Origin of the sequence: Pseudoalteromonas sp. SWYJ118 (assembly GCF_015864505.1) — a bacterium.
Taxonomy (GTDB): domain Bacteria; phylum Pseudomonadota; class Gammaproteobacteria; order Enterobacterales; family Alteromonadaceae; genus Pseudoalteromonas; species Pseudoalteromonas arctica.
In genome coordinates this window covers 1-12281 of the sequence record NZ_JADYXC010000033.1, presented here as the reverse complement: position 1 = coordinate 12281, position 12281 = coordinate 1, and the positions used below count along the sequence as shown (strand labels likewise).

The window sequence follows — 12281 nt, the reverse complement described above, 5'->3', positions numbered from 1 at the left end:
CGTTTAATTATTATAAGGAATGTTTAAATGGATCCAGTCACACAAATTCTCGATATGGTTTTTACTGTTGAGGCTTTTTTACTTGTTTTTGTTATCGTGCTTTTAAAAAGTAGCGTTAAATTTGTACCACAAAACCGCGCCTGGTTAATCGAACGTTTTGGTAAATACCAATCAACTAAAGAAGCCGGCCTTAACTTTATTATTCCATTTATTGATAGAATCTCGGCTGATCGTAGCTTAAAAGAACAAGCTCAAGATGTACCATCGCAGTCAGCTATCACTAAAGATAACATCTCACTTATAGTTGATGGCGTACTGTACTTTAGGGTACTAGACCCGTACAAAGCAACGTATGGCGTTGACGACTATACATTTGCAGTTGTACAACTTTCGCAAACAACAATGCGTTCAGAATTAGGTAAAATGGAGCTTGATAAAACATTTGAAGAGCGTGATTTACTTAACACCAACATTGTTGCTGCTATAAATCAGGCATCTGAGCCTTGGGGTATTCAAGTACTTCGTTACGAAATTAAAGATATTGTGCCACCTAACTCTATTATGGAGGCGATGGAAGCGCAAATGAAAGCTGAGCGTGTTAAACGTGCTCAAATTTTAGAATCAGAAGGTGACCGCCAAGCAAATATCAACGTTGCTGAAGGTAAAAAGCAAGCACAAGTACTTGCTGCAGAAGCCGATAAAGCCGAGCAAATTTTACGCGCTGAGGGTGAAGCAACTGCAATTACAACTGTTGCTGAAGCACAAGCAAATGCACTTATTAAAGTTGGTGAAGCTGCAGATACAGAGCAAGGCCAAAAAGCAATTCAGCTAGACTTAGCAACTAAAGCAATCGCTGCTAAAGAAGCTATTGCTCGTGAATCATCAATTGTATTACTGCCAGATAACGCAACAGATGCAAGTTCAATGGTTGCGCAAGGTATGGCAATTATTAATAGTTTAAATAAAAAGAATTTGGGTTAATAACTAAATAAAGAGGTTTGTATGGATTTTATTACGCAAAATTTACCGCAAACACTTATGGTACTTGGTATTGTTGCTTTAATAATAGAAGTAGCAGTACTTGGCCTTTCTACATTTATTTTGTTGTTTTTTGGATTATCGTTATTCCTCACAGGATTATTAATGAGTTTTGGTATTTTACCCGACTCATTAACCACCGCCCTTTGGAGTAATGCAATTGTAACAGCAGGTTTGGCCGTTGTACTTTGGAAACCATTAAAACAAATGCAAAATCGCGTAGATAAAAAGCAAGTAAATAGTGATTTTGCTGAACTCACTTTTGTACTTACTAGCGATGTAACAGAACAAGGTTTAACTACACATCAATATTCAGGTATTAGCTGGAAGCTTAAAAGTGAGCAACCAATTGGCGCCGGTACTGAGGTTTTAGTAACCAAAAAAGAAGTGGGTGTTATGTGGGTTACGCCTAAAAGCTAATCATCACTTTAAAAACAAACACTGTAAATTGTAAGTTACAGTAAAACGGGCGGCTCAAACTGCCCGTTTTTTATGCCTGAGATTTGAAATACAGCGCCTTGTTCAGTAACAGTATTATTAATCGCTTCATCAAATGCCGATGTCACAAGTAACAATTCAGCATTTTCACCACCAAATGCAGTGCATGTCGGTTTTATCGCACAAAGCTTTATTGTTTTAATTAGCTCACCGCCTGGGGATAAACATATAACATATCCCATTCCCCATACAGCTAGCCACAAATTACCTAATTGGTCGGTTACGCATCCATCGGGATCAACATCAGTATTATTAAATTGATAAAAAACACGTGGCTCAGAGCAAGGTTCGCCAGTTTGCTCATCCAAATCTAATACATAAATACAACTCGTTAAAGAGTCGCAGTAATAGCCACGTAAACGTGCCTTATCAAAACACAATCCATTTGGGATACTCAAGTCACTTACAACGGCTTTAAGCTGGCGTTTATAATAACGGTATATTTTACCATCACCTTTTTTAGCATTTACATCCATTGTACTAAACCAAAAACCACCCCATGGATCGGCGCGGCCATCGTTTGAACGCCTGTTTAACAGTGTATTTTCAATATTGAGGATAAGATGGCGAGTGTTTGAATTAATATGATATTTATATAAACCAGTACTTGTACAGAGCAACAAGTGCTGCTCATCAATCCACGCTATTGCACTGATCGTATCTGGCATATTAACTATTTTTAGTTTGCTTTCGTTGTGTGTATTTTTACTTAAAAGTAGTTTTTTATTTATGTCGACCCAAAAAAAAGTATTCAGCATAGGGTGCCAAAGAGGACTTTCTGCAAGCTGATTCTGTGTGCTTTCAAAAATGGTTACGCTAGGGTCAAACATAAATACTTATTCTTTATTATTAACAAAGCCTTGTAACCCAAACCTTACCAGAAAACAGTTGATTTCGCGATACGTACCTGGCTTTAATTTATCAACATGCCCTAGGGCGTGTTGATCTTTGGTGGGTGAATTTGCAGCAGTATGTTTGGTTTTTAGGCAAGGCGGAGCCTATGTAGTGTGGTTATTCCCCATGAATAGGCGATAACGCAGCATAAATACCAAACATGCGCTGCCCTTTGGGTTCTTTCTAGGGACGATTAACTCTTTGTTGCTCGGTTTTTACTTAGCCCACTAGGTTACAAACCTCGCGCCGCGATTTAATCGCCCCTAGATTGAACAAATTTCAATCCACAAAGATCAACACGCCCTAGTGACTGCAAAATCAATATCATTGCACCACCGGCTAATTTTGAAGTTGGGCGTACCACTAAAAAGTTTGAAATACTTAATAGTGGTTACAACATGGGAGTTGATACTGCTAAGACCTTTTTAGCTAAATAACTGCATTATTTAACCTAATAATTGCGGTGCTTTACCCGCAATAACTGCGGTTAGTAAACCAGCTAACATAGCTCCTACAACGGTGCATATTGCACCGCCTAAAATACCGTAAACACTCATAAAACATATCAGCGCTAAACCAAATAGCAGTGCACTTAAAAATGTTTTAGTCGCTAATGTAAGTGTGTTTTTTCGTAGGTTGAGCATCATTAATAATAAACTTACCATCGCAATTGTAATTAGTAGCTCGTTCATGCGGGTTGTACCTCAATTTGTAATTTTTGTGTGTTTTTTATTTTTAAGGCAACAAACATACACACGATACCCACCACCATAAAGCTTATATCTACTACCGCGACAAGCGAGCTATTAAGGTTAATAACATTGCTAACGCCAAGTAAAATATTGAGTGGCAGCACCAAAGCAAGCGAAGCGCCGCATAATAAAAGAGTCAGCTTAAAGTAGTTTTTATAACCAATGGGTAATACACTTAAGAGTAACCATGCCAACCACGTATAAAAGAACACGGGTCCAAAAAAGCTATTTTGCGCCACACCAACAACGCTATAATTAAGTACAACTTGCACAGGAAATAGCACAAAGCTTGCTAATACCAAACCGCCACAACTGCCAATAATAAAACGATTCCAGTGTGCATATGCCTGCATACTCAGTGAAGGGCTACTGCCACGTGTGCGCTTTGTTAGCCACATCATCATGCCCGAAATAGGTAAAAGCGCAGTACTTAAGCCAAGCAATACCCAAAGTAATTTTACAAACACTCCTGCAAAGTTCCCAAAGTGCAGCGGAAACATCAACTCAATTACTTTTATCGAAACACCTGAAATATCACCAAAACTACTCATCGACTGCACAAACTCACCATTGCCCTGATAATGCAGTAACTGAGAAGCAACAGCCTCACCACCTAACAAACGCAAATATACCTGCGCATTCGCATCGTTATGCGCCATTATTGTGACATCCCTAATTATTGCTTCAGGGTAACGACTATGAGCATGCTCTAAAATAGTGTCTATTTTTGTAGGTTGCTTAATGTGGCTAACTACAGGCTCAGGAATAGCGGTAAACGTTTCTATTAACTTATCTTGATCGCCACCAAAGCTCACAAACGCAGCTGCTGGTAGTAAAATAATGGTCGCGAGCCCTAAAAATGATCCTGTAAAACCAATCACAATATTAAATACGCTGCCCCAAATACCTATAACCTTATGAGCATCGCTTACTGCAATATCTAACCCTTTATCTCGCCTAAACGTAAAGAGCTCTTTTATCAATTTGCGATGAATAAACAAGCCTGTCACTGCACTTACTAAAAGCGTTAAACCTAAAAACCCAGTGAGTATTAACCCAATTGGTCGCCCTAAATGCAAATCTGCATGAAACTCACCTATATAAGTTGGCGCATCCGTTTTTTTATTGGCGTAAAACTCTTTACTAGGCCCATAGTAAGTATTTTCCAGCGCCAATGTATCCGGATGAAACTGAAATACTCTGGCCACCTCTTGGTCATAATTTTCATCGCCATGGTGAGATTCAAATACCAACGTTAATAAATGAAAGTTATGCCCGCTTGGTAAAAACACATGAATGTTTTCGCCAAATTCACTAGGTACTTGTTTATGGTATTCGTTTACTAGTCGATTAATTTGCGCGCTGGCAACGTGTTGGCTAGATTGTAACTCTGGATTTGCCCATATTTTTAACTCAGGTCGCGACAGCACCGCTAATGCCCCACTAAATGCGACAATAAATAGCAGCACAGAAGTAATAATTCCTACCCAGCTATGTAATAAAAATAGCTTCTTTAAAGTAATCGACTTCATCCCTGCCCCTGCGTTAACGCCCAAAAACTCAATAAACCATGTGATACACACAGTGCAATCATCACTACAAAAGGTTGCCATACTTTTTGCGCCAAATACGCATAAATAAACAACGCAGTCCAAATAACAGGAAAAAGTAAAATAGGCAGTAATATTTGTTCATTCATTTGAAACGGTAAATAGGTTGTCATACCCGGAATCATTATTACCGCAGTAACTAGCGCTAATACACACGCAATTAAGTGCCTTCGGCGTGTAGCTGTAAACGTTTTTTTATTATTCATTATTCGCTCATTAAATTTGTCCACACATATACAAAACAGCACATGCAAATGATAACAATTGCCATTGTATTGTGCATTTAATGCTTAATGCAATTTATTAAACAAATTAAGTCTAAAAACACTGTTGGTTTGCCTTAAGAGCTTTTATGCTACGCCTCGCAATTTAGGTACGCAGTAATGCGTCATTTCAGTTAAGCCGAGTTCGGGCTTTTTAATTTTTCAGGAAGCAGTAAACCGTGGATATAATTAACGCGATTATTTTAGGTATTATTGAAGGTATAACAGAATTTTTACCCATATCATCAACTGGGCACTTAATTGTAGCGTCAAAGTGGTTAGGCATTGAATCAACAGACGCTAACCTCGCCTTCGAAGTAATTATCCAGCTTGCCGCCATTTTAGCGGTACTTGCAAATTATAAAGACAAGTTCAGCCCTAAACACTTCAATTTATGGGTTAAAGTTGCCATTGCATTTATTCCCTTGGGTATTATTGGCTTTATATTTAGCGATGTAATAAAAACACTATTTAGCGTACCAGTAGTAGGTGTTATGTTTATTGTAGGCGGTGTGATTTTTTTACTATTAGAGCGCAGTTATAAAGAAGCTAACTGCACAACTACCGATGTAACCCAAGTTACTTATAAACAAGCTCTTTGGATTGGCGTAGCACAAGTATTTGCGTTAATTCCGGGGACTAGTCGTGCTGGGAGCTCTATTGTTGGTGCCATGTTATGTGGCTTAAATCGAAAATCCAGCGCTGAATTTTCATTTTTACTTGGTTTACCTGTACTTGCAGCAGCCTCAGGGTACGACTTACTTAAACATTACCAACTGTTTAGCTTAGATGACCTAACTGCCCTTGCTGTGGGTTTTATTACCTCTTTTGTTGTTGCCTATTTTACTATTAAACTGTTTATTCGATTTTTAGAAAACTTCACTTTTGTAAGTTTTGGTATTTATCGTATTGTATTTGGTGTTATTTTATTAACCCTAGCCTACGTTTAATTAGAGGGAAATCATGAGCGAAAAAATCAACCCAGAAGCCTTACACGCACTTAAAATTGCATTTACGTATATGCCACAAGCCATTGAGGTAACAAAATATGAGTATGGCGAGCGTTATCAAACAGTACTTGATCACATAGAAGCCGTGCGAGAAACATTGCTTATAAACGATGTAGATCCAGAAGAAGTGGGTGGCGACATTAACCCAGAGTACACACCTAACTCTACCTACTAAATACTTAGCGCTGAGTATTATATATTCAGCGCAGTATTTTGCTTTATATAAAACATAGACTTATAAATTTAAATACATATCAATTTTAGTTATTACTTATTAAAACTGCTAAACTGAATTTTAAACTAATAACAACGCCTTAACTGGCTTATGTATTATATATATTGAACAAAAGCTTACGGGGTGTTTTCTTTTGAATTTTTTACGACGTTTTCACGATATAGTTTCGAATCAATCGCTTGATTTTGAAAGTAAAATTAATAAGCTCTTAGTGTTTGGGTTAGAAGTATTTAATCTAGAGCTAGGTATTATTAGTAAAGTAGATGAAAACAGCTATACCGTTTTACATGCCATAACCCCCGACAACTCACTTTTGCCCGGTACTGTGTTTGATTTACAAGGCACCTATTGCGTACATACGCTCGCTGCAGGCTCTGCACTTGCCTTTCATAAAGCATCTCAAAGCGCAATTGCAAACCACCCCTGTTATATCAATTTTCAGTTAGAGTCTTATATTGGCGCGCCAATAAAAATTGGCGAAAAAATATTTGGTACCGTTAACTTTTCATCTGCAAAAGACTCCCTCGCTTTTAATGATGACGCATACGACTACATAGAACTTCTTGCACAATGGCTAGGCTCAGAATTTGCTCGCGCCCAAACTAAAGAACAATTAATAAAAAATAGTAATACACTACTAAAGTTAGAAAGCGTTGCAAATATAGGTACGTGGGAAGTTGATCTAATCTCCGATAAAATTACCTGGAGTGAACAAACCTACCTCATATATGAAGTGGGTGAACAATTTCAACCGCAAATGAATTCTGCAATCGAGTTTTATAAAGAAGGTCCAAGTCGTGAAGGCATAACACGCGCGGTAGAATTAGCCATAGAAAAAGGCAAAAAATGGAATCTAGAACTAGAAGTAGTAACCGCTAAAAATAAACATCTATGGGTAGCTACTTTTGGTGAGGCCGAATTTGATGGAGGCCGATGTGTGCGATTATTTGGCACCTGCCAAGATGTAACCGAATCAGTAATGCTCCGAGAAGAACTTAAACAAAAGCAAGCCCAAGCCGAGCGCTTACTTGAAGACAGAAGCATGCTATTCGCTAAAATCAGCCACGAATTAAGAACCCCTCTTAATGGCATTACAGGTATGCTAACTACATTAGTTGATGAACACAGTGAAGAAGTTCGCGCTGAAAAAATTAAAATAGGCCTTAGAAGCGCCGATATTTTACTTAGTATTATTAACGAAGTGCTCGATTTTTCTAAAATTAATCATGGTGAGCTAAAGCTAGAACCCACTGACTTTTTATTAAAAACAATTTTTACCGATTTAACGTCTTTGTATACACCTCTATTTAAGAACACGCATGTAACGCTGCAAGTAAATAATACAATTGATGATAACTGCTGGGCGTTTAGCGATAACACACGCCTTAGCCAGATTGCTTCTAACTTACTGAGTAATGCGCTTAAATTTACTGAAAATGGTTCAGTTACACTAAACACCAGCCTTTCTAAAGTAAAAGCTAAGCTAATTTTAAATATTGAAGTGTCTGATACTGGCCGAGGAATGAGTAAAGGCTTTTTAGAATCACTGTTTTCTCCTTTTTCTCAAGAAATCGACGCTAAAAACTCAAAAGGTGGCACAGGCCTTGGGCTTGCAATAGTAAAAGAACTTGTTGAATATATGGGCGGTACAATAAAGGTAAACAGTACACCTAATAAAGGCACTTCGTTTTTAGTAAATATTCCTATTGAACAAGGGACAGAACAAAAACAAGAAAGCCTTAAATCAACGTTAGATATTAATGGCAGTGAATTATCAGTGCTTGTAGTCGATGATAACGACATTAATAGGTTGGTACTTCATGCCTCTTTAGGCAAGCTTAATATTAAAGCAGACTCAGCAGTAGATGGCCAAGATGCTGTATTAAAATGTCGCCAAAAGCATTATGACCTTATTTTTATGGACTGCATAATGCCCATACTCGATGGATTTGAGGCAACAAAGCAGCTTAGATCAGAAAAAACCTGCTCGCATGAAGAAACCTACATAGTGGCCATAACTGCTAATACTTCATCGCAAGACAAACTTGCCTGCAAACAAGCCGGTATGGATATGTTTATATCAAAACCGTTTAAACTACCCATACTTGAAAAAGCAGTTATTAATGCGCTTGAGCATACAGCTATTACCAATTCGCTTAATTAAGTGATCTATTCTGAGGTGAGAAAATCGTGTCGATAACCAGGCAAAAATTTCGTTATTTAGTTGTTCTATATCAGAAATTTTTAACGCAGTTAGCGTCAGATTTAATCCCTCAAATTGATTAAGTGTTATTGCGGATTGGTATAAAGTTAGCTAACTGATTGGTTAAATAAGGATATAAAATGAAAAACATAATTAGAACTGTATTACTAACAGTGCTTATTGTTGCAATATTTAAAGGCGTTTCAACTGACCAGTGGGATTCATCAATAACCGTTGTAATCGTATCGGGTATTTTGTTTTTAGTTACGTTCATAAGTGCTAAGTCATCACGTGGTTCATCTGCTTATACTGGGAGTGACTCTTCAGTTTATTCTAGTAGCAACTCATCTCATTCCCATACAGATTGCGGCGGTGGTGATTCTGGTGGTGGATGCGATTAAATTGCATACTAATTTTTGAGAATAAAAAAAGCCGCCTTTGGAGAAGGGCGGCTTGGGTTAACAAACAGCTATGGGTGTAGCCTTGCTGTTATATCAAGAGAGTTTTTACTAAATTTTTTATTAAATAATGTTAAGCAGCGCTTTGATCAGCGTCTTCAGAGTGACGAATTAAATAATCAAATGCACCTAAACTTGCTGTTGCACCGCTGCCCATTGCAATAATAATTTGTTTAAACGGAGTATTGGTTGCATCCCCCGCGCCATAAATGCCTGGTAATGACGTCGCGCCTTTAGCATCAATCAGTATTTCACCAAATTTGCTTAATTCAAGATCGCTGTCTTTTAACCATTCTGTATTAGGTATCAAACCTATTTGTACAAATATACCGTCAAGTTGAAGCTCTTTGCTCTCTCCCGACACTCTATCTGTGTACATTAAGCCTGTTACTTTTTTACCATTGCCTAATACTTCAGTTGTTTGTGCACTTTTGATAATCGTAATATTAGCCATGCTTTTAGCTTTACGAATAAGCACATCATCTGCACGTAATGTGTCTGCAAATTCGAGTACCGTAACGCCTTGTACAATATTGGCTAAATCGATTGCCGCTTCTATACCTGAATTACCACCGCCAATTACAGCAACAGGTTTACCTTTAAATAAAGGGCCGTCGCAATGTGGGCAATATGCCACACCATGGCCGCGATATTCTTGCTCCCCGGGTACGTTCATTTCACGCCAGCGTGCACCGGTGGCAAGTACGAGCGACTTAGCTTTAAGTACTGCGCCATTCTCAAGTGTAATTTCGTAGCCATTGTTATAACCAAGTGCCGCTGCGCGCTGATTATGCATTACATCTACGTCGTATTCTTTAACGTGCTCTTCAAGCTGAGCAACTAATTTTGGCCCTTCAGTCGCCTTAATCGAAATAAAGTTTTCTATTGCTAATGTATCTGCAACTTGTCCACCAAATCTGTCGGCAACAATACCTGTATTTAACCCTTTTCGTGCTGAGTAAATAGCAGCCGATGCGCCCGCAGGCCCGCCACCAATTACAAGTACATCAAATTTGTCTTTTTTACTTAGCGACTCAGCTTGGCGCTGTGCACCTTTGCTATCTAGTTTATTAAGTATGTCGGTAAGACTCAGTGCACCTTGGCTAAATGGTTCGCCATTTAAATACACAGCCGGTACAGCTAAAATATTTCGCTCTTCTACTTCATCTTGAAATAATGCGCCATCAATCATGGTCGCTTTAATATTACTGTTTGTTGCTGCCATAGTATTAAGTGCTTGGACTACTTGCGGGCACGTTTGGCAACTTAAACTTATATATACTTCAAAGTTGAGCTCTTGAGTAAGCGATTGTATTTGCTCAATGTCTTCACTTTTAGCTTTACTTGCGTGTCCGCCAGTATGTAAAAGCGCTAACACTAAACTTGTGAATTCGTGGCCCATAGGTACGCCTGCAAACGTAATATGAGTGTTTTTAATAGGTGAATGTACAACCATTGACGGGCGACGTGCGCTTGTGTCGGGGTTGTTTATTACCGTAAATTTATCGCTCAGTGAGGCTAAATCGTTTGCTAAGCTTTCTACTTCTGCTGATTTTTTGCTGTCATCCAAGGCAATAAGCAGCTCAACAGGTTGAGTAAGCGATTCGAAATGGCTTTTTAATTGATTTTTTATGTTGTTATCTAACATGGCTTAACCCTTTTAGGAAAATTTAAACAGCAAGCCTCCCATGCCAAATAATGCATGTGCTTAAACAAGTGTATTGATATAGGAGGCACCAACAAACGGATGTTCGTTGATTTAAGGGCAGTTACCTGCCCTTATAGTAGGAATAAATCTATACTTAGATTTTACCAACTAGGTCTAGTGAAGGTGCAAGTGTGTCTTCACCTGGCTGCCAAGATGCAGGGCAAACTTCACCGTCGTGAGTTGCAATGTATTGTGCCGCTTGTACTTTACGAACAAGTTCTTTAGCGCTACGGCCAATACCTAAATCGTGAGTTTCGATAATTTTAATTTCGCCTTCTGGGTTCATTACAAATGTACCGCGAAGTGCTAAGCCTTCTTCTTCAATCATTACGCCAAAGCTACGAGTAATACGTCCTGTTGGGTCGCCAATCATTGGGTAAGTAATTTTACCAATTGTGTCTGACGTATCGTGCCATGCTTTGTGAGTGAAGTGAGTGTCAGTCGATACTGAGTAAACTTCTACGCCCATTTCTTGAAGTTGTGCGTAATAATCTGCAACATCACCAAGTTCAGTAGGACATACAAATGTAAAGTCTGCTGGGTAAAAGAAGAAGATTGACCATTTACCTAGAACATCTTTTTCAGACAATTCTACAAAGTCACCGTTGTGGTAAGCGGTTGCATTGAATGGTTGTAATTTTGTGTTGATTAATGAAGTGCTCATGGTATTTCCTCATCTATGTTTAATGTATTTAAAAAGTAATCAACGCTTTCGTTTTAAACGACCTTTTGCGTTGGCTTGATTAGTACAATAAGGCTAATGGGAAATTAAATAAAATTGATTGTTTAGATTAAAGCAATCTGTTTTTTAGATTGTAAGCAATATCCATAAATATGGGGGAAAACAACAAGCCAGCCAACTGTTTGGTTTATATCCAACAAGCTAAAAATAGCCAATAAACGCAGGTAATTTAGATACGTTTATGGCGTACTTACAGCAACATACCTGTACAATTATTTAAAACGCGAGGTACAATTTAACTGTATCAATCAATTGTTAAGCTAAGTATCTTAAACAGGGATTAATTATGACTCCTAAAAAACGCCGAGTATTACAGGCTGTCTTATATGAATTTTTTGCCATTGCCTTTGTTGGCCCTATTATCAGCTTTATTTTTGACAAATCAGCCTCTTCAGCAATCGGTTTAGCGATTGTTTTATCAAGTATTGCACTTGGCTGGAATTATGTATTTAACGCTTTATTTGAACGCTGGGAAGCAAAGCAAGCTGAGCGAGGGCGTACTTTAGGCAGGCGTCTATTGCACGGCATTGGTTTTGAAGGTGGGTTGGTATTATTACTAATCCCTGTAATGTCGTTGTGGTTAAATATATCAGCCCTAAATGCATTAATAGCAAACCTTGGCCTGTTTGCGTTTTTCTTTATCTATGCAATTATTTTTACATGGGCGTTTGACCGCGCTTTTGGCCTACCAGAATCCGCCAAAAGTGATAAAACAACGCAGTAAAACACCTTTTAATTAAGCCTCTTTAAGCTGTCTCTTGATCACAAGTCTGGCTCAAGAGATTTTGCTAAATCGTAGCCTTCCAGGATGGCTTGTAACTTAAGCCATCCTTGCCATAACACTTTCACAGATGCACGCCCTGTGCGCTT

General features: G+C 38.4%; 13 protein-coding genes and 1 pseudogene. 8 read left to right on the top strand and 6 right to left on the bottom strand.

Translation table 11 applies throughout. From position 1 onward, the window contains the following. Positions 1 to 27 precede the first annotated feature (27 nt). Both I6F48_RS19745 and I6F48_RS19740 read left to right on the top strand, forming a co-directional pair. The gene (locus I6F48_RS19745) at positions 28 to 981 is read left to right on the top strand and encodes a slipin family protein (RefSeq protein ID WP_076924206.1); all 954 of its coding nucleotides are present in this window, start codon (positions 28 to 30) and stop codon (positions 979 to 981) included. 21 nt (positions 982 to 1002) lie between these two features. Beyond that, positions 1003 to 1458 carry an NfeD family protein gene (locus tag I6F48_RS19740; RefSeq protein WP_165742026.1) on the top strand — a complete coding sequence of 152 codons (456 nt, stop codon included), beginning with the start codon at positions 1003 to 1005 and terminating at the stop codon, positions 1456 to 1458. A gap of 35 nt (positions 1459 to 1493) precedes the next feature. Here I6F48_RS19740 and I6F48_RS19735 read toward each other — a convergent pair whose 3' ends face one another. Next, a complete protein-coding gene (locus tag I6F48_RS19735) occupies positions 1494 to 2366 on the bottom strand; it encodes an SMP-30/gluconolactonase/LRE family protein (RefSeq protein WP_197120140.1) in 873 nt (290 codons plus the stop codon). Between the two features lie 366 nt (positions 2367 to 2732). Between I6F48_RS19735 and I6F48_RS21425 the strand changes: the two are divergent. Further along, positions 2733 to 2867, top strand: a pseudogene (locus tag I6F48_RS21425) (DUF6363 domain-containing protein); the annotation flags it as partial. Between the two features lie 9 nt (positions 2868 to 2876). Here I6F48_RS21425 and I6F48_RS19730 read toward each other — a convergent pair. From I6F48_RS19730 to I6F48_RS19720, 3 genes are read right to left on the bottom strand one after another with little or no spacing between them, the layout of a single operon-like run. Further along, complete coding sequence (locus I6F48_RS19730; RefSeq protein WP_007581829.1) at positions 2877 to 3122, bottom strand: hypothetical protein; 246 nt, start codon at positions 3120 to 3122, stop codon at positions 2877 to 2879. Then, positions 3119 to 4714, bottom strand: coding sequence for a PepSY-associated TM helix domain-containing protein (locus I6F48_RS19725; RefSeq protein ID WP_197120139.1), 1596 nt, complete (start codon positions 4712 to 4714; stop codon positions 3119 to 3121). Before I6F48_RS19725 ends, I6F48_RS19730 begins: the two co-directional genes overlap by 4 nt. Continuing rightward, entirely contained in the window at positions 4711 to 4998 is a 288-nt protein-coding gene (locus tag I6F48_RS19720) for a hypothetical protein (RefSeq protein ID WP_197120138.1), read from the bottom strand. The genes I6F48_RS19725 and I6F48_RS19720 overlap by 4 nt, the downstream gene beginning before the upstream one ends. Before the next feature lie 236 nt (positions 4999 to 5234). On the opposite strand from I6F48_RS19720, the gene I6F48_RS19715 reads away from it, so the two are divergent. From I6F48_RS19715 to I6F48_RS19700, 4 genes are all read left to right on the top strand, one after another. Beyond that, on the top strand, positions 5235 to 6005 hold the full coding sequence (locus I6F48_RS19715; RefSeq protein ID WP_197120137.1) for an undecaprenyl-diphosphate phosphatase: 771 nt from the start codon (positions 5235 to 5237) through the stop codon (positions 6003 to 6005). Positions 6006 to 6018: 13 nt separating this feature from the next. After that, positions 6019 to 6240 carry a penicillin-binding protein gene (locus I6F48_RS19710; RefSeq protein ID WP_197120136.1) on the top strand — a complete coding sequence of 74 codons (222 nt, stop codon included), beginning with the start codon at positions 6019 to 6021 and terminating at the stop codon, positions 6238 to 6240. A gap of 193 nt (positions 6241 to 6433) precedes the next feature. Further along, a complete protein-coding gene (locus tag I6F48_RS19705; RefSeq protein ID WP_197120135.1) occupies positions 6434 to 8464 on the top strand; it encodes a GAF domain-containing hybrid sensor histidine kinase/response regulator in 2031 nt (676 codons plus the stop codon). Between the two features lie 179 nt (positions 8465 to 8643). Next, a complete protein-coding gene (locus I6F48_RS19700; RefSeq protein ID WP_197120134.1) occupies positions 8644 to 8904 on the top strand; it encodes a hypothetical protein in 261 nt (86 codons plus the stop codon). A 130-nt stretch (positions 8905 to 9034) separates the two neighbouring features. Here I6F48_RS19700 and ahpF read toward each other — a convergent pair whose 3' ends face one another. Both ahpF and ahpC read right to left on the bottom strand, forming a co-directional pair. Then, a complete protein-coding gene (ahpF, locus tag I6F48_RS19695) occupies positions 9035 to 10609 on the bottom strand; it encodes an alkyl hydroperoxide reductase subunit F (RefSeq protein ID WP_197120133.1) in 1575 nt (524 codons plus the stop codon). Between the two features lie 154 nt (positions 10610 to 10763). Beyond that, positions 10764 to 11333 carry an alkyl hydroperoxide reductase subunit C gene (gene ahpC / locus I6F48_RS19690; protein WP_007581822.1) on the bottom strand — a complete coding sequence of 190 codons (570 nt, stop codon included), beginning with the start codon at positions 11331 to 11333 and terminating at the stop codon, positions 10764 to 10766. A gap of 364 nt (positions 11334 to 11697) precedes the next feature. Between ahpC and I6F48_RS19685 the strand changes: the two genes are divergently transcribed. Next, positions 11698 to 12135 carry a PACE efflux transporter gene (locus I6F48_RS19685; protein WP_165729524.1) on the top strand — a complete coding sequence of 146 codons (438 nt, stop codon included), beginning with the start codon at positions 11698 to 11700 and terminating at the stop codon, positions 12133 to 12135. The last annotated feature ends 146 nt before the right edge of the window (positions 12136 to 12281 follow it).

Coding starts and splice junctions, on each gene's coding strand:
- I6F48_RS19745 (WP_076924206.1), top strand. CDS start 28: ATGGATCCAGTCACACAAATTCTCGATATGGTTTTTACTGTTGAGGCT.
- I6F48_RS19740 (WP_165742026.1), top strand. CDS start 1,003: ATGGATTTTATTACGCAAAATTTACCGCAAACACTTATGGTACTTGGT.
- I6F48_RS19685 (WP_165729524.1), top strand. CDS start 11,698: ATGACTCCTAAAAAACGCCGAGTATTACAGGCTGTCTTATATGAATTT.
- I6F48_RS19710 (WP_197120136.1), top strand. CDS start 6,019: ATGAGCGAAAAAATCAACCCAGAAGCCTTACACGCACTTAAAATTGCA.
- I6F48_RS19720 (WP_197120138.1), bottom strand. CDS start 4,998: ATGAATAATAAAAAAACGTTTACAGCTACACGCCGAAGGCACTTAATT.
- ahpF (WP_197120133.1), bottom strand. CDS start 10,609: ATGTTAGATAACAACATAAAAAATCAATTAAAAAGCCATTTCGAATCG.
- I6F48_RS19700 (WP_197120134.1), top strand. CDS start 8,644: ATGAAAAACATAATTAGAACTGTATTACTAACAGTGCTTATTGTTGCA.
- I6F48_RS19730 (WP_007581829.1), bottom strand. CDS start 3,122: ATGAACGAGCTACTAATTACAATTGCGATGGTAAGTTTATTATTAATG.
- ahpC (WP_007581822.1), bottom strand. CDS start 11,333: ATGAGCACTTCATTAATCAACACAAAATTACAACCATTCAATGCAACC.
- I6F48_RS19735 (WP_197120140.1), bottom strand. CDS start 2,366: ATGTTTGACCCTAGCGTAACCATTTTTGAAAGCACACAGAATCAGCTT.
- I6F48_RS19725 (WP_197120139.1), bottom strand. CDS start 4,714: ATGAAGTCGATTACTTTAAAGAAGCTATTTTTATTACATAGCTGGGTA.